This is a genomic window from Salinicoccus sp. CNSTN-B1, from assembly GCF_054792835.1.
Genome location: NZ_JBTWMN010000004.1, coordinates 568,307 through 594,305 on the forward strand (window position 1 = coordinate 568,307; position 25,999 = coordinate 594,305).

The following is a 25,999-nucleotide window of genomic DNA, read 5'->3' on the forward strand; positions in this document are numbered from 1 at the left end:
ATTATGTTCAAAAAACTATTTGGACAGCTTCAGCGTATCGGTAAAGCCTTGATGCTCCCGGTCGCAATCCTGCCGGCTGCCGGGGTGATGCTCGGAATCGGTGCTGCCATGCAGACAGACGCGATGGTCGATCTGCTGCCGTTTTTGGAAGCGGGATGGATCGTTGCCCTATCCAACATGCTGCAGGCAGCAGGTGGCGTTGTTTTTGATAACCTGGCATTACTATTTGCGCTTGGTGTAGCAGTCGGACTTGCGAAAGGCGATGGCGTTGCCGCTGTCGCAGCTTTTGTCGGCTACATGATAATGAACGTGACGATGGGTCAGATTGCCCAGGTTACGCCTGAAATGGCTGCCGAAAATCCAGCCTACGCAGACGTGCTCGGTATCCCAACCATACAGACTGGGGTGTTCGGCGGTATCATCATCGGTGTGATTGCCGCATGGGCCTACAATAGATACTACAACATCAACCTGCCGGATTTCCTTGGCTTTTTTGCCGGCAAGCGTTTTGTGCCGATTGTCACCGCAGTATTCTCCTTCCTGATAGGTTTGTTGATGTTTATCGTCTGGCCACCTATCCAAGAAGGTATGAACTCGGTATCCCTTTGGTTGATGGAGGAAAACACTGCCATAGGCGTGTTTGCATTTGGTATGATCAAGCGGCTCCTCATTCCGTTTGGACTGCACCACATATTCCACGCACCGTTCTGGTTTGAATTCGGTACGTATACGAACGTAGCCGGGGATATTGTGCGCGGTGACTTGAACATCTTCTTCGCCCAACTGCGCGATGGTGTGGAATTGACGGCCGGTAACTTCATGCAGGGCGAATTTCCGGTCATGATGTTCGGCCTTCCTGCTGCAGCGTTGGCAATGTACCACACGGCGCGTCCGGAACGTAAGAAATATGTTGCAGGAATTATGATTTCAGCAGCGCTTACAAGCTTCCTGACAGGAATTACAGAACCACTGGAATTCTCTTTCCTTTTTGTAGCGCCATTGTTGTATGTTATCCACGCAGTATTGGATGGACTCAGTTTCCTTATCCTGTTCATGCTTGACTTGCATCTGGGCTATACGTTCTCAGGTGGTTTCATCGACTTCTTCCTGTTCGGCATCCTTCAGAACCGTACAGAATGGTGGTGGGTGATTATTGTCGGATTGGTTTACGCCGTCATCTATTACACGGTGTTCAGGGTTCTGATCCAAGCACTCGACTTTAAAACACCAGGTCGTGAAGATGATAGTGCGGAAGTCACGACTTCTACAGCGCAGGAGCTGCCATTCAGTGTGCTGACAGCGATGGGTGGCGAAGAGAACATCAAACATCTCGACGCCTGCATCACGCGACTGCGTGTAGAAGTATCCGATACGGCGGTTGTAGATGAAAGTAAGCTCAAATCCCTTGGCGCTTCTGGCGTGATGAAGGTCGGCAATAATATGCAGGCGATCTTCGGTCCTAAATCGGATCAGATCAGAAACGACATGCAGCGTATCATCGACGGAGAAATCACTTCTCCGGCCGAAACGACCGTCACCGATTCCACAGCGGAAGAAGTGGAGGCAGCAGCCGGCGAGGAAATGATGCAGGATAATGATAAAGACATCTATTCTCCACTGGAGGGTGAAGCGGTTGAACTATCTGAAGTTCCAGACCAGGTGTTCAGTGAGAAGATGATGGGTGATGGTATCGCAGTCAAACCGACAGATGGTATCGTCCGTGCACCATTCGATGGTGAAGTGGTGACGGATTTCCCGACCAAACATGCGCTCGGACTAAAAAATGCAGGTGGACTTGAGTTGCTTGTCCACTTCGGTCTTGATACCGTGAACCTTAAAGGTGAAGGGTTCGACCTCAAAGTGAAGACGGGAGATGAAATCAAAAAAGGTGATGTGCTTATGAAGGTGGATCTCGAGTATATTCGGGAACACGCAAAGAGTGACATCACACCAATCATAATTACAGGACCAGCAGGTGTTGAAATCGCAGCAAGAGAGCTTGGTCCAGTAACCAATGAAGATGTCATCATCAACGTCAAATAATGGCAGAAAGGAGACGGCTCAGACCGTCTCCTTTTTTATTGTTTAAAATTGTCAATCATATTGCTATCATATTACAATTGAGGTGATAAAATTTTCAGAAAAAAGAGGTATCGAGCATGATTTCATTTCCAAAACCGGCAGTAGAACAATTCTTCTCTTCCTACAACATCAACAATTTTGCGGTGAGTCCCGATGGAAAGGGGGTGCTGTTCAGCACGAACATCGATGGCAAAGTAAACATCTGGGCCATGGATGAGCCGGATACATACCCTTACCTTTTCGGAAAAAAAGATGAGGCGGTCAGCTTCATCAAGTTCGATCCCAAGAACCGCTATGTGCTCACTGGATACGATAATGATGGGGATGAGAACTTTCAAATCTATGCGTTGAGTCCAAAGGGTGGTCTGCCCGAGCCGCTGATCACCGGCAAACCGGATGAGAAGTTCTTCTTCTCAAAGACATCGAGGGACGGCGATAAGATATACTACGGCACTTCCAAAGGGAATGAGAATTACTTGAATACAGCTGTCTATGATCTGGAAAATGGAGAGGCCCGGATCCTACACGAAGGGGAGGACGCCCCCACCTATCTGGTGGATGTATCAGCTGATGAGACCAACAGCGCCTATCTTCAGGTGCTGTCCAATACGTATATGCTCGGCTTCATCAAAACGCCGTCAGGCATCGATTATATTACACCTGACGAAGATGTTGCACATACCGTCAGTGGGATGACATTCGTGAAAGATGATGAAGTGTGGTTCGCCACCAACTACGGCAGTGAATACACTTATCTGGCTAAATATAATTTAACGGATAAGATATTTTCGAAAGTGATGGACTTCGGCAAGGAGTCCGTAGAGGGTCTGCAGTTCGACAGGCACCACAACATGCTTTACATCAATACGGAACGAGGGGTTTCAGACCGGCTGTATTATTACGACCTGAACCATGATATGGTGGATGAAATTAAAGCCCCTTTTGATGTCGTGCGCCAACTCGCCGTCACAAAGGACGGTACACTGTACGCTCTTGGAGGCAGTGCCACAGAACCATTCAATATCTGGAGATATGCTAAGGAAAAATGGACTGCGCTGACGAAGAACCGTGTGCCGGGGTCACCTCCGGAGATATGGTGGAACCTGAAAGCATCTTTTATGAATCTTTCGACGGCCTCGAAATAGAAGCCCTGCTATTTCGGGCGAAGGGAGAAAACCGTAATGGCTACACGATATTCTGGCCGCATGGGGGACCTCAGGCAGCAGAACGCAAATTTTATCGTGCGATGTTCCAGATGCTGCTGAACAGAGGGTATAACATATTCTGTCCCAACTTCAGGGGCAGCACCGGTTATGGTGCCTCGTTCGTGACATACGTCGAACAGGACTGGGGAGAAGGCCCCCGGTTGGATAATATAGAAGCAATTAAATGGTTGTTTGATAATGGTATCTCTTCCCCGACACACTTTTCCTTGTCGGTGGCAGCTACGGGGGTTATATGGCACTTCTGCTTCATGGCAGGCATCCCGAGTACTTCAAGGCTGTAGTCGATATATTTGGAGTGTCGAACCTGTTTACGTTCTATAATTCAGTGCCGGATCATTGGAAACCAATCATGAAGCGTTGGATAGGAGATCCGGAAGAGGATAAGGAACGGTTCGAAAAAGATTCACCGATCACTTACCTCGATAAGATGTCACGCCCCATGCTTGTCATCCAAGGAGCCAAGGACCCGCGCGTCGTCAAAGAGGAATCCGATCAGATTGTAGAACAGTTGCGTGATGCAGGGAGGGACGTCGAATACCTTGTCTTAGATGATGAAGGTCACGGCTTCTCCAAAAAAGCCAATGAGGTAAAGGTGTATAAGACAATGCTGCGGTTTTTGGAGGCGCATCAGTGAGGTTCGTTCCTCGCTAATAGACAAAAGTATTTTTAACTCAACAATGGTCATGAACGTTAATGAAAATGAAAAATACCCCGTAGAAAGGTCGTTGACCGCACTACGGGGTATTACTAATTAATGGATAAAGTTATGGCTCGCAGCACTGCTTGCACTGACGGTTCTTGTTGTTTTATTTCCAACGCCGCCGGACCAGTTCATTTCTGAAACCACGATTGAGCCATCAGCGTTCACCGCTTCTACAACAGCTACGTGGCCGAAGGAATATGAGCCGTTTTGGAAGGCGCCGGATTGCATGATCGCCCCTACGGATGGCGTGTTGTTGACTTGTAGGCCTTGACTACGTGCAGCACTTGCCCAATTCTTTGCATCGCCCCATGAATTGCTGACGGATGCGCCCATTTCTTTACGTCTTTCGAAGACATACCATGTGCAGTCTCCAGTCATATAGTAGTTGCTGCCGTATGAACCGGAGGCAACTGAAGGCGCTGGAGCCTGTGGAGCCGGAGCATTAACTTGAGTTGTTTCCTGTGAACTAACGTTCTGAGTGGCAACTTCATTATTGCTGGTATTTTCAACTGCTGCAGGTGCTTCTTGGGATGAGTGGTTCATATTCTGGGTATTTTCATTTGCAGATTGTTGAACATCTTCTGTTCTATTCTGATTTGAAGTTTGGGCAACATTTGATGCTTCTTTTTCATTATTTTGATTTGCAGACTGGGTTGCCGCTTGTTTCGGCTCAACCTGTTGGCTTGCATCGTCTGATTGAGTTGCTTGAACAGACTGCTCGGCATCCTCTGTGTTGTTTTGGCTTTGTTCAACAACAGCAGGTGCTTCTTGTTCTTTATTTTGGTTTGATGGCTGGGCTTCAGTTTTCTCTGCTTCGACTTGCTGGTTTACAGTGTCAGCCTGAGCCTGTGTGTCCGCTGAATTATTTTGTGTTGTTGCCTCAGCGACAACAGGTGCTTTTTGTTCAGCAGGAACAGCGTCTGCAGAAACAATCAGCGTTTTGCCTGCATAGATCATATCGGAAGACAAGTTGTTCCATTTCTTGATCTGTTTATAATCGACATTGAATTTCTGGCCGATTTTATAAAGCGTGTCGCCGCTTTTAATTGTATATATGCCCTGATTATCTTCTTTAACGTGCGTTTCTTCATTTTTCTCATCCACTTCAAGGACTTCACCAGGGACGATCAAGTCGCTGGAAAGGTTATTCATCTCTTTTAGATTTGATACGGAAGTGCCGTTTTCGTTAGCAAGTCCCCACAGTGTATCGCCGCTCTCAACGGTGTAGTCCGCAGCCGAAACATTATGTGATGCAACTCCTGTGAGTGTAGTAACTGTCGCAATTGATAGCAATGTTTTTTTCATGATAAGACAAACTCTCCTTGAAAATTTTTTCGTCCACGACTAAAACTGTTTCTTAATTGAGGTGTATTTATATGTATCATTGAAATATATCCAAGATGGAACGGTTAAAGATTCATGGCGATTCACAAGTAGAAATTCTATCATGAATTGTAGCTTTATTGTTAAATGTCATAGATATGTAACTAGAAAGAAAAACTTGAAATATAATGTAATATCTATATATTGGTCCATATGACAGTGTAGACAGCAAAAAAAGTTATTAGACCATCTCTATTCGGGTATTGTCTAAAAAGGGGGATGGGCCATGGCACGAAACAAGGGAAGACAGGATGGGCCGCAGTATCCACTACAGAAGAACGAGTATTGGTACGGTTTCTTGTTCGATATGTTCTTGGAATCACTCGGCCTCATCCTACGTCTAGTTGGAAAAGTGTTCAGCATGTTGTAGAGGGTGAAATTATGCATATTGCGATTGCGGTAAGTACAGGAATTTTATTTTTATTGCTGATTGGCATCGGTTTTGACAATTGGCCGATCGGCATCGGCGCAGGATTGTTCTTTGCGGTGACGAACTATTTGATGTTCAGGCAACAAGGGAATGGGAAATGAATCCAGAGGAAATCGTCTGGATTCATTTTTAATCATTGCATACATGCACAAAACGTAAATTTATTTGGACGTGGGCGTGTATAATATAATCCGAAGGTTCTTTTAAGAAGAATAATATGTGATATGAACCGCAGCACCAAGGATATGTCATTTATGGATGATGAAAGAAATGACCAGGCATTTACGACCTGGATTTTTTAAATTGACTTAAATACCCTCAGGGGGTATAATTTAATTATAATGAATAGGATGTGATCACTATGGGTGGACATATGCATGACTACACCGTCGTTCCAAGGACGGAGGAAGAAAAGACGAAGACGCTCAACCGTCTCAAGCGGATTGAAGGGCAAGTGCGTGGTATCCAGAAGATGGTCGAGGAAGACCGGTACTGCGTCGACATATTGGTCCAAGATCAGTGCCATTCAGTCAGCGCTTAAAAATGTGGGTTATTCAGTGACGGAACGCCATATGAACCATTGCGTGACAGATGCAATCAATAAAGGAGAAGGAGAGGAATCAATCAAAGAGTTGATGACTGTCCTCAAACAATTTTCCAAATAGGAGGTGTCAGAAGTTGAGTAATGAAAAACATGTCGAACTGAACGTAACAGGTATGACATGTGCCGCCTGTTCGAATCGTATAGAGAAGGTTTTGAATAAGATGGACAATGTCGATGCCTCCGTCAACTTGACTACAGAAAAGGCAAGCATCAATTTTGATGGGGAGCTTGTGGATGTAGACGACCTCACCAGTAAGATTGAGAATCTCGGTTACGGGGTCGAAATGGAGCATGCTGAATTCGATATAACGGGCATGACGTGTGCCGCCTGCTCCAATCGGATCGAGAAAGTGCTCAATAAGCAGGAAGGCGTCGGTTCGGCGACAGTCAATCTGGCGACAGAGAATGCCGTCATCGAATATAATCCGAATGTGCTGAGCGAAAAAGATCTGATCGGCCGTGTCGAGAAGCTCGGATATGGTGCAGAGCCGAAACAGAGTGCAGAAGATAAGGTAGATGCGAAGGATAGGCAGCTGAACCGGCTGAAGATTAAATTGATCATATCGGCATTGCTTTCCGTTCCGTTGCTTATAACAATGTTGGATCACCTGTTCGGCATCCAGCTGCCAAGCCTGCTGATGAATCCATGGTTCCAGCTGGCGATTGCGACACCGGTACAATTCATCATAGGGTGGCAGTTCTATGAAGGGGCGTACAAGAACCTCAAGAGTGGAAGCGCGAATATGGATGTACTTGTGGCAATGGGTACCAGCGCCGCATACTTCTACAGTGTATATGAGACAGGGTCTGGGCTACAGATCCGACTCATAGTCCGCACCTTTATTTCGAAACAAGTGCGCTCATCATTACATTGATCCTTTTCGGTAAGTATCTTGAGCACAACGCCAAGTCCAGGACGACCACTGCCATATCCAAGCTGCTTGATATGCAGGCAAAGCAGGCGCGTGTCATAAAAGAAGGTAAGGAAACCATGATTCCGATTGAGGATGTCATGGTTGGAGACCGCCTCGTTGTTAAACCGGGTGAGAAGATACCGGTTGATGGACGAGTCGTCAAAGGGCGGACTTCAGTTGATGAATCGATGATCACCGGTGAGTCCATTCCAATCGAGAAGGAAGTTGAGAATGGGGTCGTGGGTTCCACACTGAATGTGAATGGTACGATTGAATTCGAAGCGACACGAGTAGGCAAGGATACGGCACTCGCCTCCATCATCAAAGTGGTTGAGGAGGCGCAGGGCAAAAAGGCGCCGATCCAAAGGATGGCGGACGTCATTTCAGGTTATTTCGTGCCCATAGTTGTTGGGATTGCTATCCTGACGTTCCTTGTCTGGTACATTCTTGTCCAGCCAGGCAACTTTGAACCGGCATTGATCGCCTCGATAGCAGTGCTGGTCATCGCCTGTCCATGTGCTCTGGGCCTTGCGACCCCGACTTCCATCATGGTCGGAACCGGCAAGGGGCAGAGAATGGCATTCTCTTTAAAGGTGGGGAGCACCTTGAAAAGACCCATTCACTGGACGTCATCATCATGGATAAGACCGGCACCATCACAAAAGGCAAGCCGGAAGTCACCGACTTTTCTGGTGATGATGAAGTGCTCGGGTTGCTTGCTGCAGCTGAAAAAGGCTCAGAGCATCCATTGGCTGAGGCAATAGTTGCACATGCCACAGAGCGGGGCCTCGAAATTCCGGAAGTGGATGATTTCACGGCGATACCCGGCCATGGCATCGAGGCAACGGTAGAAGGCAGGAAGGTACTCGTCGGCACACGCAAGCTTATGACTGACAATGATATTGCCGACGATGACATCACAGAAGAGATGACCCAGTACGAATATGATGGCAAGACAGCAATGATTGTAGCGGTCGATGGTGAGGTCAAATGTATCGTCGCGGTTATGGATACAGTCAAGGAGAGTGCCGCAGAAGCAATAAGACAGCTGCAGGAAGATGGCCTTGAAGTGGTCATGCTTACCGGGGATAACACCCGAACGGCAGAAGCAATAGGCAGATCAGTCGGAATTGACCAGGTCATTGCAGAAGTACTGCCGGAACAAAAAGCGGAACAGGTCAAACGCTTCCAGGAAGCGGGCAGGACGGTAGCGATGGTCGGCGACGGCATCAATGACGCGCCGGCGCTGGCCACGGCGGACATCGGAATCGCCATCGGTACAGGTACGGAAGTGGCGATAGAAGCGGCGGACATCACCATATTAGGCGGAGAATTGACACTCATCCCTAAAGCAGTGAGACTGAGCCACAAAACAATCCGCAACATCAAACAGAACCTCTTTTGGGCTTTTGCCTATAATACTGCAGGTATACCGATAGCAGCACTCGGCCTGCTTGCACCATGGGTGGCAGGTGCCGCCATGGCCTTCAGTTCCGTAAGTGTCGTGACGAATTCCTTGAGGTTGAAACGGGTAAGGATATAAGATGAAAATATAAGTAATACGGGAGGAGATTCATAATGGCTCAAAAAACAATAAAAGTTGAAGGTATGACATGTGGACACTGTAAAAGTGCAGTAGAAGGCGCCCTCAATGAACTTGACGGCATCACTTCAGCGAATGTTGATCTTGATGCAGATAAAGTAGACGTTGAATATGACGATCAGAAAGTGACGGAGTCCTCAATGGTTGAAGCAATTGAAGATCAAGGATATGATGTGAAGTAATGGGATAGCCTGTTCCGGCATTCGGAGCAGGCTTCTTTTTGCCCGAAATGAATCGGGATATTAAACATTTCCACTTATGAGTGGTAAAATGGTGAAAATAAATTTAAAATAGGTAATTAAGACATTTCTAGGTTTTATATATATGAGGAGGAAAATGAATGATCGTTGCGATCATTATACTGCTGTTTACTTCACTGTTTTTCTCGGGCAGTGAAACGGCCTTGACGGCAGTCAACAAAATGAAACTTCAATCGATGGCGAAAAAGGGCGATGCGAAAGCGGAACGCCTGCTCAGATTGGTTTCAAGGCCGGGCGTATTCATCACCACGATACTCATCGGCAACAATATAGCGAATATCTTGCTGCCTACATTGGTAACTACATTGGCGCTTGAATACGGCATCAGTATAGCGATCGCTTCGGCAGCTTTGACCATTACGATTATCGTCTTTGCGGAGGTCATACCCAAATCGGTGGCGGCAACGTTCCCGGAGCCGATTGCCATGCGTGTGGCACCCATCATCATGTTTTTCGTGCTGATATTGAAGCCTGTGACGGTAGTGTTGAATTGGTTGACGGATACCATTGCGCGACTGTTGTCGAAAGGCGAATTGAAGGGTGCAGCCACCGTGTCGAAAGATGAACTCCGTGCGATCGTGGATATCGCGGATTCGGAAGGTATGCTTGCCAAAGATGAGTCCTACCGGATCAAAGGGGTGCTTGATTTCAGGCATCTTAATGTCAAAGATGTCCTGACTACTCCGCGGACGGAGATGGAAGCCATTTCCGCAAATGCATCGTTTGAAGAAGTCAGGGATTTCGTCATCGAGAACATGTTCACCCGCTATCCGATCTATGGTGAAGATATGGATGATATAATCGGTGTCTTCCATTCCAAATATCTTCTTCAATGGTCGGTGGAACCTTCAAAGACCTTATTGGATTACTGTGATAATGATCCCTTGACCATCCATGAATTCCAACCCGTTGAATATGTACTCAGGAAAATGACTAAGGAAAGGCGGCACATGGCCGTCGTGATTGATGAGTTCGGCGGTACGGAAGGCATACTTACTCATGAAGATATCATCGAAGCGATGCTTGGTTTTGAAATAGAAGATGAAACGGATCTTCGCAATGATGCACTCGTCGAAAGTCTTTCCGATGAGGAGATTGTCTGCGACGGCAAGATCACCCTTCACCGCCTCAACTCCATTTTTGATACGGAGATACCAGAAGATGAAGATACCCTTTCAGGATTCCTGTTGAAGGAATTCAATGACTTTCCGGTCGAAGGTGACCTCCTTGAGCAGATAGGATTGAAGTTTGAAGTGCTCGTCATGGAAGATCAGATGATCCGTAAAGTCCATATTGTCAAAACAGCGGAGAATGAAGAGGAATGATGATTAATAAAGAGCATGTACACTGTTAAGTATGCTGAAGAGATATAGAAAACCGAAGGAAACAGAAATGATGGAGGGAAATGATATGAAGATCGCTACGATTGGAACGGGTTTCATCGTAGACCGTTTTCTTGATGCAGTCCGTCAAGTGGAAGGTGTGGAGGCTACAGCCGTCTATTCACGCCGGACGGAGACGGCCGAGGCATTTGGACAGAAACATGAAATCGGGAGCAGGTTCACGGATATGGATGCCATGCTCAAGGAAGAGGCGCATGATACTGTCTATATCGCGTCGCCCAATAGTCTACATCACGCATATGCCAAAAAAGCCATTGAAGCGGGCAAGCATGTCATATGTGAAAAACCATTCACATCGACGGCTGCGGAATTGAAGGAACTGATTGACTTGGCCGGGCAGCAGGACGTCTTCCTGTTTGAAGCAGTGACAGGCATTCATCTGCCACACTTTAAAGCAGTTCAGGAGAATATGCAGCGGATAGGGGACATCAGAATCATCCAGGCCAACTATTCACAGTACTCGAGCCGCTATGAGCAGTTGAAGCATGGTCAGGTGACCAATGTCTTCAACTTGGATTTTTCCGGTGGCGCGCTTGCTGATCTTAATATATATAATCTTCATTTCGTCATCCGGTTGCTCGGCCGCCCGGACGAGATAGCCTATCTGCCGAATAAGCATGATAACGGAGCCGACACTTCGGGTGTCTGTGTACTCAAGTATGATGGCTGTGTTGCATCATGCATCGGCTCGAAGGACACGACAACGGATAATAGTGTGTTGCTGCAGGGGGACAAGGGCTATATCCGGGTCAATGGTTCTGCAAACATCATGGATTCTGTGGACGTAGTCACAGAGGAAGGTAAGGCGCATATTGATCTGGGCCAAAATGACAATAACATGGTGGCGGAACTTGAAAACTTCAGGGATATGCTCTCATCGAAAGATCGGGACTCTGCTGCTGAGCTGCTGGAGCATTCGATGAATGTGATGGAAGCATTCGAAGCGGCAAGGAGCAGTGCTGATATAAAATATCCTGCGGATGAAAAACAGTAAGGGAGATAACTTCCAGGCTCACCACAAATAAAAAACAGCCAGCAGCTCTTGAATTTCAAGGACTGCAGGCTGTTTTTTTATTTAGATATCTATCCAACTGTCATGTGATTACTACGGCAGCATATGGCCAGCCGCTTTGTAGATCTGATACCATTCTTCACGGGAGAGTGATACATCAGGTGCTTTCATGATCTGTGAGAGCCTATCGGTATTCGTGGTGCCGATGATTGTCTGCATGTTTGCCGGATGCCTTAGGATCCATGCAACTGCAATCGCATTTTTCGTCACACCATGTGCCTCCCCGACTTGTTCCATGACTTCATTCAGTGTTTTATACTTAGGGTCGTCCATAATGATGCCATCAAAATATCCGTAGTGGAATGGAGACCATGCCTGGATGGTCACATCGTTCAGACGGGCATAGTCGAGCATGCCACCGTCGCGGTCGGCTGCACCTTCAAACGGCGTATTCGTCTGCATGTTGCTGTTGATCATGTGTGGTGCGGCCACACCGAATTGGACCTGGTTGGTAATCAGCTTCTGATCAACATATTTTTGAACGAAATCGAACTGGCGGGCGTTGAAGTTACTCAGACCAAAGTGCTTGACTTTACCACTCTCCTGCAGACGATCGAAGGCCTCGGCAATCTCTTCAGGCTCCATGAGTGCATCGGGCCGATGGAGCATGAGAAGATCGAGATATTCGGTATCAAGCCGTTCCAGTATGCCATCGACGGAATTAAGTATATGGGATTTTGATAAATCGTAATATTCGCCTGATTTATCGCCTTCCGGACTGGAATTGCGGATGGCGCACTTGCTCTGAATGAGAATATCTTCTCTTTTTATGCCAGATTTCAGAGCTTTGCCGAATTTGCGTTCGCATTCGCCTCCACCATATATATCTGCATGGTCGAAGATATTGATGCCGGCCTCCATTGCTGTACTGATGTGACGATTTAAAGCGTCGTCTGTCATATCTGCAATACGCATGCAGCCCAGTACTATTCTTGATGCTTCAAGATCTGAACCACCTAGTTTCATTTTATCCAAATTAATCACCTCGCCACTATTTTATCACAATCTATTCGAAGTATCGTGAATCTTATTGACTTTGAAATTTGGTTTGAATATTCTAGAAGAAGGAGGAAGATTTTCATTTCCACTAAAATATACATAAATTCAGGGGGTAGCATCAGATGAATTCTGTATTCAGACGTTTGTTTTCCTTATTCTCGCTTGTGGCATTGGCAGTCGTCGTCGCAGCATGTGGCAGTGATGGGGCAGAAGACACAGTACAAAACGACGGGGAAAGTCAGGAAGGGGAAATGGAGACACTCTCCATGGGCTTCATTCCTTCAAGCGATGCTGGAAATATCGCAACTACCGCAGAACCGTTGGAAGAATTCCTGAGTGAGGAGCTCGGAATCGAAGTGAAGGCCGAAGTGATGGTCGATTACAGTGGACTGATAGAAGCGATGCGTACACAGCAAGTTGATATCGGTTTTCTCGCACCATTCAGTTTTGTGCAGGCCGAAGAGCGGGCGGATGTAGAAGTCATATTGAAATCCATCCGGAATGGTTCTGAATCATACGCAGCACAATACGTGGTGAACGCGGATTCCGATATTGAAGACATCGACGATCTGGTGGCCCAAGAAGATCTTGTATGGGCATTCCCAGATACATTGTCGACTTCAGGTTATCTGTTCCCGGCGATGCAGTTGAAGGATAAGGGTGTGGATGATCTGGAGAACCATTTCGATCAATTATCTGTAGGAGGGCACGATAACGCGATCACTCAAGTTTATGATGGTCAAGCCGATTTCGCAACGACCTTCGATGATGCCCGTACGACGGTGGAAGAAGATCTGCCTGATGTGATGGATAAGGTGAAGATCATCGGCCACACAGAGGATATCCCAAACGATACGATTTCTGTGCGTTCTGAACTGCCGGACGAAATGAAGAAAAAAGTGACCGAGGCATTCCTTAGCATGAACGACAACGAAGAAGTCTTGGAAACGATGTACGAAATCTATGAATGGGACGGCGTTGCAAAAGCAAGTTCAGAAGACTATGATATCGTGCGTGAAGTCTATGCAGAATTCGAAGATCAGCTGAACGAATAATAAGCAAGGGGCTATGCCCCTTTTTTTGAGTGCAATTTATATAGGATGGTGACTCCATTGATAGAGTTCAAAGACGTTTCCCTGGTCTATCCCAACGGCCACGAAGGGCTTAAGAATATCAACCTGAATATCCAGGAAGGTGAATTCGTTGTAATCGTCGGCATGTCAGGGGCCGGCAAATCCACCTCATCCGAAGCATCAACCGTATGGTCACCCCGACTTCGGGTGAGTTGGTCATCGGTGGGGAGGATATATTGAAGTTCAAGGAGCCCCAGTTGAGGAAGCTCCGGACTGGAATTGGCATGATCTTCCAAAGCTACAATATCGTCAAAAGAATGAGTGTGCTGCGGAATGTCCTTGCGGGCAGACTGGGCCACATTGGAACATTGAGAAGCATTTTCGGGCTCTTTCCACAAAGCGATATGCGTCTTGCGATGGATAACCTCAAACGCGTCGGCATTGATGAGAAAGCCTATGTCAGAGCAAGCAATTTAAGCGGTGGCCAACAGCAGCGTGTAAGCATCGCCCGGGCTTTGACCCAGCAGCCGTCGATCATCCTGGCCGATGAACCGGTGGCGAGCCTTGATCCACCGACTTCGCATAAGGTCATGAAGGACCTGCGGCGTGTAAGCCGGGAAGATGGATTGACCACTATCGTCAATCTGCACTTCATCGATATGGCGATGGAGTATGCTGACCGCATCATTGGCCTACGTGATGGGGAACTGATTTTTGATGGCCCAATATCAGAAGTCGACGAGCAGACATTCGAAGAAATATATGGTCGTCCGATCAAAGAGGATGATCTGATCGGCAATGAGGAGGAGACGGATGAAACAGCAAAGGAATGAACGGATCGTTTTGATGTCAAGGCGGTTCAAATTCTTCATCCTGGGTATAATCCTGCTTGTTCTGATGCTGTATATGGGAGCGGCCTATTTGACGCAATCTTATCCGACACGGGTGATAGAAGGATTCCCGATCATCTTCCTGTTTGTGGTCAATGATTTATGGCCACCCAGCTGGGAATATTTTACAAGCGTGTTGGAGCCATTGCTCGAAACATGGAACATCGCCTTGTTCGGCACGACTTTCGGGGCAGTGCTTGCGATGCCGGTCAGCTTTATGGCAGCCGCGAACATCAACCGCAATAATACGTTCTACCGGGTCGTCCGCTTCTTCTTCAACATATTGAGGACAGTACCCGAGATTATATTGGCCGTCTTGTTTGTGGCGCTGGTGGGGATCGGTGATGTTTCCGGTATCCTTGCATTGACCGTCCTGACCATCGGAATCATCGGCAAACTGCTCAGTGAAACGATTGAAGCAGTCGACCCGGGCCCAATGGAAGCGATACGTGCATCCGGCGGGAATACACTGCAGGTCATACGCTATGGCGTCATCCCACAGATTCTGCCGCAGTATGCGTCCTACACGCTGTATTCGCTTGAGATCAATGTCAAAGCATCTGTCGTTCTCGGTTTTGTCGGGGCTGGTGGCATCGGCATCATCCTGAGGCAGCAGCTCAGCATGTTCAACTACGAAAATGTTGCGGCAATCATCTTTGTCCTGTTCATTACTATATCCCTGATAGACTTTATCAGCAACAGGTTAAGGGAGCGTCTTGAATGATGAAAAATAAAGAAAAAATCAGAATGAAGGAAACGTTCGGCAGAAAAAAGCGCATGTATATGTATGCCGTCCTATCCCTGCTGCTGATCATCTATATCATAGCCCTCATATCGACGCCCTTTGACGTCAACAGTTCTTCCGTATCCACGTTGGATACCCTGAGGCGGCTCTTTATAGCACCTCTTGTGGAGTCGGAACGTTATGGGCAGTATCCAGAATATATCGGGTATATGTTCGAAACCATAGCCATCGCCTATGCGGGCATCATGGTGGCAGCCATACTCGCTGTACCTGTCGGTTTCCTTGCCGCCCGCAATGTCGGCGGACGTTTCTCCTATATAGGGAAAGCGCTGCTGAATGCGATACGCGCCATACCTGAATTGATTTTCGCGATTATCTTTGTGGCAGCTGTAGGCATCGGGCCTTATGCGGGGGTTCTCGCAATCAGCATCAATTCCATCGGCATGCTCGGCAAACTGTATGCAGAGGTCATCGAATCGATCGATAGGGAGAACGTGGATGCGATAAAGGCAAGCGGCGGTAACCGTGTCCAGTCCATGTGGTTCGGCATATTGCCTCAAGTGCTGCCAGAGTTCGTATCGTACGCGCTCTACAGGTTCGAAATCGATGTGCGGGCCTCGACGGTTCTTGGAATCGTGGGTGCAGGCGGTATCGGGGCACCACTCATCCTGGCGACTTATCAGCGCAATTGGGAAGATGTCGGCATGATTCTAGTAGTGGTAGTGGTATTTGTAAGTCTGATCGACATCGTTTCCAGTTCGATAAGGAAACGTCTGGTATAAGAAGCTTCTCCTTAATTGGAGAAGCTTCTTATTTTTCTATCGGATCCAGGTTAGTATTCCAAGAGATGCCGATATACTTTATAATTAAAATAAAATCGAGGTAATCAATATGAAACTTTCCCAAGTTATAATTGGCTTCTCCATTGCATTGGCCCGCTTCCTATATAAAGAAGATAAAAAAATCGTGACGACGCACTATACGCATGAGTCCGAGTGGGTGCCTGAAGCATTCGACGGCTATAAGATCGTCCAAGTATCAGACTTCCATAATGCGTATTTCGGCAGGCGCTCCAAGACGCTCCTTGATCAGGTGAGAGCGGCGGATGCAGACGTCATATTCGTGACTGGAGATGTGATCGACAGGCGGACGCCGAACCTTAAGCGCGCCGTCCATCTGTTGCATGAGCTGACCCATATCCTGCCCGTCTACTACGTTACGGGTAACCATGAGGCGCATTATGTGCATTTTGACAGGTTGGAACAGGCCATTGAAATGTCACAGGTAAGGAACATCAGCAAAGGAGGCGAGAGGCTCTATATCGGTGATGATTACATCCGGCTGATCGGCATGGAAGATCTCTGGTTCTACGGAAATGAGGAAGAGCACGCGCTCTCTGATTTCTTTGAAGCAGACTTGAGACAGAGGCTCAATAATGAATCGGATGCCTTCACCATCGTGCTATCGCATCGCCCTGAGCTGCTTGATTTATATGGCAGATATGAGATTGACCTGGTATTTACCGGCCATGCCCACGGTGGACAGATTCGTCTTCCGGTAGTCAAGGGATTATACGCCCCCCATCAAGGGGTCCTGCCGAAATATACGGAAGGTGTGCATGAGAAGAATGGGACGCATATGGTCGTCAGCCGCGGTCTCGGCAACAGCCGTTTCCCGTTCCGGGTCTTCAACCACCCAGAAATCGTAGTGATGGAACTCAAGAGGAAACAGGGGGCATGGACAGGTAATCTGCTGGTTTGTGTCATCGTCGCACCCGCACGTGTTGCCGAAACGATAAAAGGGCGCCCGGTGCAGCATTCTGCACCGGGCGCCCTTTTATGTGTAACATCAGTCGTAGAAGATCATATCGACGGCATCTTCCGCTGTAACAACTTCCGTCTTTTGTAGGTATTGTTCCATTTTACCGGAATCGACCGCTGCTCCTATACCAGGTTCCTGACTGACTGTGACGATGCCGTCCTCGGCTGAAACTTCTGGCGTGATGATGTCTTCGTGCCAATATCTGCTGGAGGAAGCGGTATCGCCTGGTAAGGTGAAGTTCGACAATGTTGTGATGGCGATGTTGTGAAGACGTCCGACACCTGCTTCAAGCATGCCGCCACACCACAGTGGAATGTCATGCTCCAGGGCGAGGTCATGAATCTTTTTGGACTGTGTAATCCCACCGACACGTCCGACTTTGACGTTGATGATTCGGCAGCTGCCAAGCTCTATGGCACCAGCGGCAGCCTCGTAGGAGTCGATGCTTTCATCGAGGCAGACAGGTGTGCTGATTTCCTTCTGCAGCTTGGCATGATCGATGAGGTCGCCAGCAGCGAGAGGCTGTTCGATCATCATGAGGTCGAATGCATCCAATGCTTTCAAAGTCTCCATATCATCGAGGGTGTAAGCGGAGTTGGCATCCACCATAAGTGGAATGTCACCAAAGCGCTCCCTTATCTTCCGAATCATCTCGACATCGCGGCCTGGTTTTATCTTAACCTTGATGCGTTTATAGCCTTCCTCGACTTTTTCCTTTATTCTTTCGAGAAGTCCTTCATCCGTGTCTTCCAGAACCGAGGGAAATGCCGACTTCCACTTCGTTCTTTCTGCCGCCGAGGGCTTCAGATAAGGTTATGCCTTCCTGCTTTGCATAAAGGTCCCACACAGCGCCCTCAATCGCCGATTTGGCCATATTATTCCGCTTGAATGGTTTGAACAGCTCCCAGACTTCATCAGGATGTGCAATTTCATTTTGGATGACGAGCGGTGCAAAGTATTTTTTCATAGCAATGAGTGAAGCGTCCATGAACTCTTCCGAGTAGAGTGGGTCTTCTCCCGATACACATTCACCGAATCCTGAACGTCCTGCGTCATCGATCGCTTCAACAATCGTGATGAAACGCTCCTGTTGCGTGCCGAAGCTTGTCGTGAAGGGGTGTTTCAATCCCATCAGCAGCTGATGCAACTTGATTTCTTTAATCTTCATTAAATTATTCCTCCTATAGATTGAGTCCCTTCCATCGCACTAAGTGTAATTATATAGATAATGCGGGGACACGCCATTTTTATGCTGAAAGCTATGTAGTCCACTATGCAACTGTAGAGTGATGGATATTTGAATTTTCCAGCAATTAATAATATATTATAGTGAAGATTATAGTGACATTCAATGATATACATAAAGGAGTTTTAGTTATGATAGAAGAAAAGATGATGAAGGCCTTTTGGCATCTGCATGAACATCCAGAAATCAGCTATGAGGAAACGGAAACGACGGAATACATATATAACCTGTTGGAAGCAGAAGGGTTCACGCCTGTCCGATTCAAGAATACGACTGGGCTTTATTGTGATATGGGTAATTTCGACAAAGGTCCCGTCATCGGTGTGCGCGCTGATATCGATGCCCTCTATCAGGAGGTTGACGGTGTAAAGCAGGCGAATCATTCATGCGGACATGATGCCCACATGGCAATGGTGATCGCTACCATGCTGAAGATTAAAGATGATCCAGTCCTTGACTCGAAAGGGGTGCGTTTCATCTTCCAGCCTGCAGAGGAGGTCGGCACCGGTGCCTTGGCGGTGGTAGATGAGGGCGTTGTAGATGACCTGGATTACTTTTCGGCATTCATCTGCGGCCGGTGGAGGAAGCGCGTAACGGTTATGCAGCGTGCAGCATCGAACATGGTGCAGCATCTTCCATCGAGTTTCGCATCACGGGCGACGATGCACACGGTGCGCGCCCCCACCTCAACCATAATGCCATAGAGATTGGTGCCGATATCGTCAATATGCTGTCGAAGATCCATATCAATCCGGTCATCCCATCTTCAGTCAAGATGACGAAATTCCTTGCGGGTGGAAAATCATTGAATATCATCCCGGGCAATGCAGAATGCGGCATCGATATGCGGGCCCGACGAATGAACAGATGGCGAAGTTGAAGGAACGCGTATATGATGTGCTGAAAACCATCGAAGACTTCTATTCTGTAAAGATAGAGGATATTGATTACTCGGGCATCGTTGCCAGTGAGAGCCATCAGGATGCAATTGATGTATTGCGCAGATCGATTGTAGAGACGTTGGGTGAAGAGAAGTGTCTAGAGCCGATCATCACGAGTGGCGGAGACGACTTCCATTACTATACAGTGAAGCTTCCGGAACTTAAAGGTGCCATGCTCGGGCTGGGCTGCGATCTCAAACCGGGCCTTCATCACCCGCATATGACTTTCGAGCATTCTGCACTGAAGAACGGAATGGAGATATTGCATAAAGCGATCATCAACGCCGAATAATGTTGGAACCTCTCTGCTGGTTAATTGAAAAAATAAAATAAAACACCTCCAGGACAGCTGCCCTGGAGGTGTTTACACTTACTTATACGCTGCGGTATTCTTCATCATCTTCATCCACGATGCCGAACGCTTCTTCTTCAAGTTTCCGGTTGTAGAGGAAGAGTATGACTATAGCTGCGATACCGGCGGTTACAAAGTTCAACAGTGCAAGCAGTGCTGCAGTGCCGATATTTTTCGTATATGCCGTAAATACCCCAAGGAAAGCAATGGACTCAATCAGCACATAGCTGACTGCGATATCGCCGATGGAGAGTCCCATGATATATAGAACGATTCCGGCGATGGCGAATACGATACCGAGCGTCTTAGGCTCGAATTTTCCACGGTCCAGAACATGTCCATCGAACATCTGTCCACCGAGGTAGAATGTCCCGAAAGGCACAAAGGCGAGTAACGGGATATCCAAGTTCTTCTTCTCAGCGATGCGGTAGAGGAAATAACCTTGCAACAACCATTTGACGATGCCGAGGAGGAACAGGAATAGCGCAAGTAATATTCCGATGATGGCGAGTCCTGCAAAAAGTCCGAACAATTCCATGTGAAATCACATCCTTTCTTAAATTATACCATAGGGGAAAGGTTCTATTGAAACGAAAAGCAGACCTGGGGTCTGCTTTTTTACATATTATATTTACGGAAATTTCTTTTGTTTATCTTCTCGGCGCTGCGGTATGCATCGATGACTGCATAGAGCCATACGAGTGGCAGGAACAGATAGCCGATCAGGATTATTGTAAGAGCACCATTGATGAGCTGAAGGATCATGATGATGACCCCTTTTAAAATCTGCCCGTTGTAGATTTGTCCAAGGCCATTGATCAGAGCACTGAGTACTGCTGAAACACCTGGACTTTTTTGTGTAGGCAATGCATTCACTCCCATTTTTTCTTGACTTCTATAATATACCCTTAATCTTCATCCCTAAACTTCTCTTCGCGTTCCCGTCCGCCAGGCATTCTGAACGGCCACCAGTTGCCGCGTCGGAAGGTGATGACGAACGCAGGGACCAGAAGGGGCAGTACAACGAATGCGTATAGCAACAGTGCGAATATGATGATGCTTGCGACTTGTATCAATATGATCATACCAGAAGGCAGGAGTGCGGCAAATGTTCCGGACAGTATGATGACAGCAGTGATGACCACACCGCCCATACGCCTGATGGACTGTTCGATTGCGCCTCTGATAGTACGGTCTGCGAGTTCCTCCCTGAACCGGTCTATGATGAATATTGAATAGTCGATGCCGAGCGCCGCGAATATGATCAGACTGAAGAATGGCACGGCCCAATTCAATTCGCCATATCCGAATAGGCCAAGTAGCCATTGTGTAATGGTTACTGATGCGAAGTAGGTGATGAATATCGAACTGATCATCGAAATTGGCAACACCAGGGATCTGAATATGACAGCCAAGATGACGAACAGGGTCACGATAAAGATGGTGACAACCCGGTTATAGTCATCATTGGAGATTTGGTTCAAGTCCCGGTTCATGCTCGTTACTCCCGAGAAGTAGGACTCGGTCTCTTCCCTGTCAAGACGCTGCAGTTCCCCGTCTATCGTATCTTCGACCGAATTTAAAGTGTCCATGGCTTGATGACTATACGGATCGTCTTCCAGTATGACATTCATGATCAACGCTTCATTGTCACCGAAGGCATATTGATCGACTGCATCTTCGATATCCGGATTGTCGATGAATTCCTGAGGCACATGGACGCCTGTCTGATCGACTGCTTCATTGTCATTGATTTCCGTCATCAGTGAAGATACATCTTCAAGCCCATCTTTGATTTCTCGGATGCCTTCTGAGGAGTCGGACAAGCCGTTGGCAAGTTCCGTCAATTGCTGACTGGCCGCTTCCTGCTGTGCGGTGATTTCTTCATTGGCTGCAGCAACTTCGTCCGACAATGTTGTCAAACCTTGCTGCACTTGACCCAATTGCTGTGCTGCCCCTTCGGCATCACCTGTTTGGGTCATATATTCAGTAATCTGGTTGAGGCTGCTGTTTATGTCTTCAATGCCGTCACCGAGCGCAGAGAGGTCTCCGCCTTGTGTTTCAGTATTGCTCAGGTTGCTGCTCGTTTCATCCAGACCATCGGCTATTTCGGTCAGTCCATCCTGCATATCGGCGATGCCTTCGTTCGCCTGTTTCAACTGGCTGCGGATATTGAGGTCTTCTATCGCTTCACCGGATGGGCGCGTGAGTGTCTGGACTTCCTTTACCCCGTCAAGATTTGAAACAGTGGAGGCCACAGCATCAAGTCTTGATAGGTTTTCCGACTTGAGCATATCTTCTCCCGTCGACAGGATGACTTTAACAGGGAAGAGCTGGCCTTCATCGAAGTTTTCACTTACAACATTAGTGGCATGGACAGTGGAATAATCGTCATCGAGCTCTTCGATGGCATCGAAATTGACTTCATCGTTATAGAACAGGGCGACCGCGATCAAGATCGCAAATACTGTGAAGATGATGCGTGTCGGATATTTCAATGAGAATATCCCGAGCGGTGTCCATAAGCGGCTCTCCTTGAATTCCGTCTTCTTGATGTTCGGCCAGAAGATATATCTGCCGAGCAGATACATGAGCACCGGCAATAGTGTAAAGAGGGCGAGCAGAAGGAATACTACCCCTAATGCCACGCCTACAGCTGAACGGTAGATTTCAAAATTGGCGAAGTACAGGACACCGAATACGATGGCACCTGAAAGGCCGCTGATGAATACAGTTTTACCAGCTGTGGAGAAAGTGCGTATGACTGCGTCATATTTATCGTGATGTTCAAGTTCTTCTTTAAAACGGTTCAGCAGCAATATACAGTAGTCCGTACCGATACCGAACAGGATAACGATAAGGAAACTCTGGGTCTGTGGCGAAATCGGAAAGCCGAACCATTCGACGAACCATGCAACGAAAGACTGGCCAATCAGGTAGGCGATGCCGACGACCATTACAGGTACGAATGGAGTAACAACGGATCTGAACATAATCAACAGTACAGCGACTACTATGATTACTGTAAACATTTCAGTGGATTGGATGCCTTCCATCGCATCTTGTTCGACTGTATTCTGGATGAGCTCATTTGAAGTCATGGATGTTTTTGCTTCAGTCGTGTTCGCTTCCTCGATGGATTCGGCGACATTGCCGATATCATCGACTGAACCTACATAATCCATCGGAATGATGGCGACACCATTATCTTCATTGATGAAATTCTCCTCCACATCATCCTCAAATTCGAATGGATTGACGACATTATCAACGTCATCCATAGATTTTATTTCTTCAATGTAATCGACGATATCCCCTTTGTTTGCCGAGACTTTCCCCTCAAATTCGAGGACGAGTGACATCGATTCCTTATCCTGATCGTATTTTTCGAGGAATTGCCTGGCTTGTTCACTTGGTGAGTCGTCCGCTAGCTGGACGTCACCTTTTTCTGTTGCCAGTTGCGTCAAGTTAGGGGAGAGGATAAAAGTAGTGATGGCGAAAATCAGCATCAGTACGGTGACGGGCCATTTGAACTTAAGTATGTGTTTCATCGGGGGTGCCTCCTGGTATATATTTCAAAATTGTCATGGTCGCGTGATAGAGCTGTTCTTCTTCTTCTTTCGTCAATATGCCAATATCAGTCGTGATTTTATGATAGATTTTATCCAGAAATTCCTCCACCAGTTGCTCGGACTCTTTGGTCATATAGATCAACTTCGATCTTTTGTCGTTGGTCATCTTGTTGCTTTCGCTTCTGACCAGATTCTTCTGGATCAGTTTCTTTACTGTGTGTGTGATGGCACTGCGCTGTACATTAAGTTCCAATGCCAGGTCCGAGGGGGTGGCATGCCCGTTCAGGTAGATGAACTGCATGATATCCATCTGGGTTTTTGATATGTGCATACGGGTTATCGAGTCGGTGACATCATTGAATACTTTTGTGTAGCCGTAACCATAGATGAGCTTGAGGTTATGTATAACATCACTTTTTTTGGCCATATTTCCACCCCTCCTCATTTTAGTTGAGAGTACTAAACCAATCGAAGACTTCAACAGTCTACCATGTAATAAAGGGTAGGGTCAAAGTATATGATGTGACAGTTTTAAGAATAGAAAAAGGACCTCCGTGGAGGTCCTTTCGAAAATTATTACCTGTCCCAGATGCGGTGCGATTTTACATCTTCCAAGTATTGCTCAAGATTCTCTTCAATATTCGTAACACCCTTATCATCACCTGTGAATGAGAGCGCCTTGAATATATCGTCACCCTCTGTACTGAAGCCGATCGCCTTCTTATGCTTGAATGCAATCTCGAGGTTTTCTACAGCTTCAGGATGCAGGTTTTCCTGACCCTTCAAAACGATTACAGCATCGAAAAGTACCGAATGGACCGTATCGAACGTTTCCGTCATGACATCATCGCCTATTTTACGGATTTTATCAGAGATGAAAGTGACTGCCGTACCCTTATCTTCCAATTTTTGCTGTAGGGTCAACATTTTTTCTGTCGGTACATCGGGCGTTATCATGATGCCGATTTCGCGCGTTTCAAGAGATGAAGGTGTGTTCGCCATACTGAGCGCTGGAGAACTTTTTTCATAGTTTGATTCTTCTATCGTATCAGGCAGTTCGACCCCTATTTTATCCACTACGTATTCAGTCATTTCCCGATCGATTGGATTTAGGAGGTTGTTTACGGCATTCTGCCTGACGCCGAGATCCTTACATTTTCCGAGTTCAAAGCTGAAGGCATCAAATATATGCTGCTTCTCATGTTCTGTCATGGAGTTGAGGAACATTTTCGCCTGGCTGAAGTGGTCTTTGAAACTCTCGCTCCGTGCCCTGATTTTACGGCCTTCAACTTTCTCGTCATAGTGTTCATAACCGCCCTCTTCCGGAGATGCCGGTTCCGGTTGATTGTTGTTGAGGTAGTTCTTGTGATAGGAAGTCTGGCCCTTCGTAACATTCATCTGGTTGTAACCTTCTCTTTGGTTGTTTGCGAATGGACAGATTGGTCGGTTGATTGGAATCTGATGGAAGTTCGGCCCACCGAGGCGGATCAACTGCGTATCAGTATAGGAGAAGAGCCTGCCCTGCAGAAGCGGGTCATTCGAGAAGTCGATGCCCGGCACGACATGGCCTGGGTGGAAGGCGACCTGTTCCGTCTCTGCAAAGTAATCGTCGACATTCTGATCCAATGTCATTTTACCTACAATCTGGACGGGGACGTCTTCTTCGGGCCATAGCTTGGTTGGATCTAAAATGTCAAAGTCCATGTTGAACTCATCTTCCTCTGGAATCAGCTGCATGCCAAGTTCAAATTCAACCGCATTGCCTTTATTGATGTTTTCCCATAGATCTTGGCGGTGGAAGTCCATATTCTTTCCATTGATGAGCTGTGCTTCGTCCCATACCACCTGATGCGTGCCCAATTTCGGTTTCCAGTGGAACTTAACGAAATGACTCTTGCCTTCAGCGTTCACCAATCTGAATGTATGGACGCCAAACCCTTCCATCATCCTTAGACTTCTCGGAATGGCGCGGTCGCTCATCAACCACATCACCATATGGGCGCTTTCGGTATTTTGGGAAACCCAATCCCAGAATGTATCGTGGGCGGACGCTGCCTGCGGCATTTCATTGTGGGGTTTTGGTTTTACAGAATGGACCATGTCTGGAAATTTGATGGCATCCTGCATAAAGAAGACGGGCATATTATTCCCGACAAGGTCAAAATTACCTTCTTCTGTATAGAATTTCGTTGCAAAACCGCGGACATCACGTGGAATATCCATGGAACCACGGTTCCCGGCAACCGTTGAAAACCTTACGAAGACCGGTGTCCTTCTGCTCGTATCTGTAAAGAGTCCGGCCTTTGTATATTTTTCCAGCGACTCATACAGTTCAAATTCGCCATGGACTCCGAACCCTCTGGCATGGACTACACGCTCTGGGATGCGCTCGTGGTCGAAATGTGTCATCTTTTCGCGGAAATGGAAATCTTCCATCAATGTAGGACCGCGTTCACCCGCTTTCAGGGAGAATTCATCCTCGCTGACCTTAAGTCCTTGATTCGTTGTCATATGTGCTTTTTTGGTATTGTCGATTGTGTTCTTCTGGAGATCTTCCTTCTTCTTGTTCATTATTGGTCATGCCTCCTTGAAAGATTGAATTGACTACCTTACACACCTACTATAGCAACCCCGCATGCGCTTTGCATGCATTTACTGTATCGGGTTTTTTCGTGTTCCA

Annotated in this window: 20 protein-coding genes and 5 pseudogenes; 17 read left to right on the top strand and 8 right to left on the bottom strand. The window is 47.2% G+C overall.

Going from position 1 to position 25,999, the window contains the following annotated elements; translation table 11 throughout:
- The first annotated feature begins 3 nt into the window (after positions 1-3).
- Together ptsG and ACYF68_RS03315 are read left to right on the top strand one after the other, a co-directional pair.
- Complete coding sequence (ptsG, locus tag ACYF68_RS03310; protein WP_461045382.1) at positions 4-2,043, top strand: glucose-specific PTS transporter subunit IIBC; 2,040 nt, start codon at positions 4-6, stop codon at positions 2,041-2,043.
- Positions 2,044-2,159: 116 nt separating this feature from the next.
- Positions 2,160-3,942, top strand: a pseudogene (locus ACYF68_RS03315) (S9 family peptidase).
- A 117-nt stretch (positions 3,943-4,059) separates the two neighbouring features.
- On the opposite strand, the gene ACYF68_RS03320 reads toward ACYF68_RS03315, so the two are convergent.
- Positions 4,060-5,316, bottom strand: coding sequence for a LysM peptidoglycan-binding domain-containing protein (locus ACYF68_RS03320; protein ID WP_461045383.1), 1,257 nt, complete (start codon positions 5,314-5,316; stop codon positions 4,060-4,062).
- A 304-nt stretch (positions 5,317-5,620) separates the two neighbouring features.
- Between ACYF68_RS03320 and ACYF68_RS03325 the strand changes: the two genes are divergently transcribed.
- The 7 genes and pseudogenes from ACYF68_RS03325 (at position 5,621) to ACYF68_RS03355 (ending at position 11,602) form a co-directional block, all read left to right on the top strand.
- Positions 5,621-5,764 (top strand): hypothetical protein, encoded by a 144-nt coding sequence (locus ACYF68_RS03325; RefSeq protein ID WP_461045384.1) that lies wholly within the window; start codon positions 5,621-5,623, stop codon positions 5,762-5,764.
- An 11-nt stretch (positions 5,765-5,775) separates the two neighbouring features.
- Positions 5,776-5,925, top strand: a complete 150-nt coding sequence (locus tag ACYF68_RS03330) for a hypothetical protein (protein ID WP_461045385.1) — start codon at positions 5,776-5,778, stop codon at positions 5,923-5,925.
- Positions 5,926-6,185: 260 nt separating this feature from the next.
- Positions 6,186-6,489, top strand: a pseudogene (locus ACYF68_RS03335) (metal-sensing transcriptional repressor).
- 52 nt (positions 6,490-6,541) lie between these two features.
- Positions 6,542-8,885 (top strand): annotated as a pseudogene (locus ACYF68_RS03340) (heavy metal translocating P-type ATPase).
- Between the two features lie 35 nt (positions 8,886-8,920).
- Positions 8,921-9,127 carry a copper chaperone CopZ gene (gene copZ / locus ACYF68_RS03345; protein ID WP_344700862.1) on the top strand — a complete coding sequence of 69 codons (207 nt, stop codon included), beginning with the start codon at positions 8,921-8,923 and terminating at the stop codon, positions 9,125-9,127.
- A gap of 158 nt (positions 9,128-9,285) precedes the next feature.
- On the top strand, positions 9,286-10,530 hold the full coding sequence (locus tag ACYF68_RS03350; RefSeq protein WP_461045386.1) for a hemolysin family protein: 1,245 nt from the start codon (positions 9,286-9,288) through the stop codon (positions 10,528-10,530).
- Between the two features lie 85 nt (positions 10,531-10,615).
- Positions 10,616-11,602 carry a Gfo/Idh/MocA family protein gene (locus tag ACYF68_RS03355; protein WP_461045387.1) on the top strand — a complete coding sequence of 329 codons (987 nt, stop codon included), beginning with the start codon at positions 10,616-10,618 and terminating at the stop codon, positions 11,600-11,602.
- Between the two features lie 111 nt (positions 11,603-11,713).
- On the opposite strand, the gene ACYF68_RS03360 is transcribed toward ACYF68_RS03355, so the two are convergent.
- Entirely contained in the window at positions 11,714-12,655 is a 942-nt protein-coding gene (locus tag ACYF68_RS03360; protein ID WP_461045388.1) for an aldo/keto reductase, read from the bottom strand.
- 146 nt (positions 12,656-12,801) lie between these two features.
- Between ACYF68_RS03360 and ACYF68_RS03365 the strand changes: the two genes are divergently transcribed.
- The 5 genes and pseudogenes from ACYF68_RS03365 (at position 12,802) to ACYF68_RS03385 (ending at position 17,295) form a co-directional block, all read left to right on the top strand.
- Positions 12,802-13,734, top strand: a complete 933-nt coding sequence (locus tag ACYF68_RS03365; RefSeq protein ID WP_461045389.1) for a phosphate/phosphite/phosphonate ABC transporter substrate-binding protein — start codon at positions 12,802-12,804, stop codon at positions 13,732-13,734.
- A 45-nt stretch (positions 13,735-13,779) separates the two neighbouring features.
- Positions 13,780-14,585 (top strand): annotated as a pseudogene (gene phnC, locus ACYF68_RS03370) (phosphonate ABC transporter ATP-binding protein).
- On the top strand, positions 14,566-15,366 hold the full coding sequence (phnE, locus tag ACYF68_RS03375) for a phosphonate ABC transporter, permease protein PhnE (protein WP_461045390.1): 801 nt from the start codon (positions 14,566-14,568) through the stop codon (positions 15,364-15,366). Before phnC ends, phnE (ACYF68_RS03375) begins: the two are co-directional and overlap by 20 nt.
- Positions 15,363-16,169: a phosphonate ABC transporter, permease protein PhnE gene (gene phnE / locus ACYF68_RS03380; protein ID WP_461045391.1), complete on the top strand. Its 807-nt coding sequence runs from the start codon at positions 15,363-15,365 to the stop codon at positions 16,167-16,169. The genes phnE (ACYF68_RS03375) and phnE (ACYF68_RS03380) overlap by 4 nt, the downstream gene beginning before the upstream one ends.
- 109 nt (positions 16,170-16,278) lie before the next feature.
- Entirely contained in the window at positions 16,279-17,295 is a 1,017-nt protein-coding gene (locus ACYF68_RS03385; RefSeq protein WP_461045392.1) for a metallophosphoesterase, read from the top strand.
- On the opposite strand, the pseudogene menC reads toward ACYF68_RS03385, so the two are convergent.
- Positions 17,236-18,376, bottom strand: a pseudogene (gene menC / locus ACYF68_RS03390) (o-succinylbenzoate synthase). The gene ACYF68_RS03385 and the pseudogene menC overlap by 60 nt on opposite strands.
- 209 nt (positions 18,377-18,585) lie before the next feature.
- On the opposite strand from menC, the gene ACYF68_RS03395 reads away from it, so the two are divergent.
- Genes ACYF68_RS03395 through ACYF68_RS03405 form a run of 3 tightly spaced genes read left to right on the top strand, consistent with a single transcriptional unit; the run spans position 18,586 to position 19,687 of the window.
- Positions 18,586-19,158, top strand: a complete 573-nt coding sequence (locus ACYF68_RS03395; RefSeq protein WP_461045393.1) for a M20/M25/M40 family metallo-hydrolase — start codon at positions 18,586-18,588, stop codon at positions 19,156-19,158.
- Positions 19,104-19,334 (top strand): peptidase dimerization domain-containing protein, encoded by a 231-nt coding sequence (locus ACYF68_RS03400; protein ID WP_461047467.1) that lies wholly within the window; start codon positions 19,104-19,106, stop codon positions 19,332-19,334. Before ACYF68_RS03395 ends, ACYF68_RS03400 begins: the two co-directional genes overlap by 55 nt.
- The gene (locus ACYF68_RS03405) at positions 19,322-19,687 is read left to right on the top strand and encodes a M20/M25/M40 family metallo-hydrolase (protein WP_461045394.1); all 366 of its coding nucleotides are present in this window, start codon (positions 19,322-19,324) and stop codon (positions 19,685-19,687) included. The genes ACYF68_RS03400 and ACYF68_RS03405 overlap by 13 nt, the downstream gene beginning before the upstream one ends.
- Positions 19,688-19,769: 82 nt before the next feature.
- Here ACYF68_RS03405 and ACYF68_RS03410 read toward each other — a convergent pair whose 3' ends face one another.
- From ACYF68_RS03410 to ACYF68_RS03430, 5 genes are all read right to left on the bottom strand, one after another.
- The gene (locus ACYF68_RS03410) at positions 19,770-20,285 is read right to left on the bottom strand and encodes a hypothetical protein (RefSeq protein WP_461045395.1); all 516 of its coding nucleotides are present in this window, start codon (positions 20,283-20,285) and stop codon (positions 19,770-19,772) included.
- Between the two features lie 80 nt (positions 20,286-20,365).
- Positions 20,366-20,614, bottom strand: a complete 249-nt coding sequence (locus tag ACYF68_RS03415) for a hypothetical protein (RefSeq protein WP_461045396.1) — start codon at positions 20,612-20,614, stop codon at positions 20,366-20,368.
- A gap of 41 nt (positions 20,615-20,655) precedes the next feature.
- The gene (locus ACYF68_RS03420) at positions 20,656-23,298 is read right to left on the bottom strand and encodes an MMPL family transporter (RefSeq protein WP_461045397.1); all 2,643 of its coding nucleotides are present in this window, start codon (positions 23,296-23,298) and stop codon (positions 20,656-20,658) included.
- Complete coding sequence (locus tag ACYF68_RS03425) at positions 23,282-23,746, bottom strand: MarR family winged helix-turn-helix transcriptional regulator (RefSeq protein WP_461045398.1); 465 nt, start codon at positions 23,744-23,746, stop codon at positions 23,282-23,284. Before ACYF68_RS03425 ends, ACYF68_RS03420 begins: the two co-directional genes overlap by 17 nt.
- A 149-nt stretch (positions 23,747-23,895) precedes the next feature.
- Complete coding sequence (locus ACYF68_RS03430; RefSeq protein ID WP_461045399.1) at positions 23,896-25,890, bottom strand: catalase; 1,995 nt, start codon at positions 25,888-25,890, stop codon at positions 23,896-23,898.
- Positions 25,891-25,999: the final 109 nt, after the last annotated feature.

What these genes read in the sequence shown, in the direction of transcription:
- ptsG (WP_461045382.1), top strand. Translation starts at nt 4, where the DNA reads ATGTTCAAAAAACTATTTGGACAGCTTCAGCGTATCGGTAAAGCCTTG.
- ACYF68_RS03320 (WP_461045383.1), bottom strand. Translation starts at nt 5,316, where the DNA reads ATGAAAAAAACATTGCTATCAATTGCGACAGTTACTACACTCACAGGA.
- ACYF68_RS03325 (WP_461045384.1), top strand. Translation starts at nt 5,621, where the DNA reads ATGGCACGAAACAAGGGAAGACAGGATGGGCCGCAGTATCCACTACAG.
- ACYF68_RS03330 (WP_461045385.1), top strand. Translation starts at nt 5,776, where the DNA reads ATGCATATTGCGATTGCGGTAAGTACAGGAATTTTATTTTTATTGCTG.
- copZ (WP_344700862.1), top strand. Translation starts at nt 8,921, where the DNA reads ATGGCTCAAAAAACAATAAAAGTTGAAGGTATGACATGTGGACACTGT.
- ACYF68_RS03350 (WP_461045386.1), top strand. Translation starts at nt 9,286, where the DNA reads ATGATCGTTGCGATCATTATACTGCTGTTTACTTCACTGTTTTTCTCG.
- ACYF68_RS03355 (WP_461045387.1), top strand. Translation starts at nt 10,616, where the DNA reads ATGAAGATCGCTACGATTGGAACGGGTTTCATCGTAGACCGTTTTCTT.
- ACYF68_RS03365 (WP_461045389.1), top strand. Translation starts at nt 12,802, where the DNA reads ATGAATTCTGTATTCAGACGTTTGTTTTCCTTATTCTCGCTTGTGGCA.
- phnE (WP_461045390.1), top strand. Translation starts at nt 14,566, where the DNA reads ATGAAACAGCAAAGGAATGAACGGATCGTTTTGATGTCAAGGCGGTTC.
- phnE (WP_461045391.1), top strand. Translation starts at nt 15,363, where the DNA reads ATGATGAAAAATAAAGAAAAAATCAGAATGAAGGAAACGTTCGGCAGA.
- ACYF68_RS03385 (WP_461045392.1), top strand. Translation starts at nt 16,279, where the DNA reads ATGAAACTTTCCCAAGTTATAATTGGCTTCTCCATTGCATTGGCCCGC.
- ACYF68_RS03395 (WP_461045393.1), top strand. Translation starts at nt 18,586, where the DNA reads ATGATAGAAGAAAAGATGATGAAGGCCTTTTGGCATCTGCATGAACAT.
- ACYF68_RS03405 (WP_461045394.1), top strand. Translation starts at nt 19,322, where the DNA reads ATGGCGAAGTTGAAGGAACGCGTATATGATGTGCTGAAAACCATCGAA.
- ACYF68_RS03410 (WP_461045395.1), bottom strand. Translation starts at nt 20,285, where the DNA reads ATGGAATTGTTCGGACTTTTTGCAGGACTCGCCATCATCGGAATATTA.
- ACYF68_RS03420 (WP_461045397.1), bottom strand. Translation starts at nt 23,298, where the DNA reads ATGAAACACATACTTAAGTTCAAATGGCCCGTCACCGTACTGATGCTG.
- ACYF68_RS03425 (WP_461045398.1), bottom strand. Translation starts at nt 23,746, where the DNA reads ATGGCCAAAAAAAGTGATGTTATACATAACCTCAAGCTCATCTATGGT.
- ACYF68_RS03430 (WP_461045399.1), bottom strand. Translation starts at nt 25,890, where the DNA reads ATGAACAAGAAGAAGGAAGATCTCCAGAAGAACACAATCGACAATACC.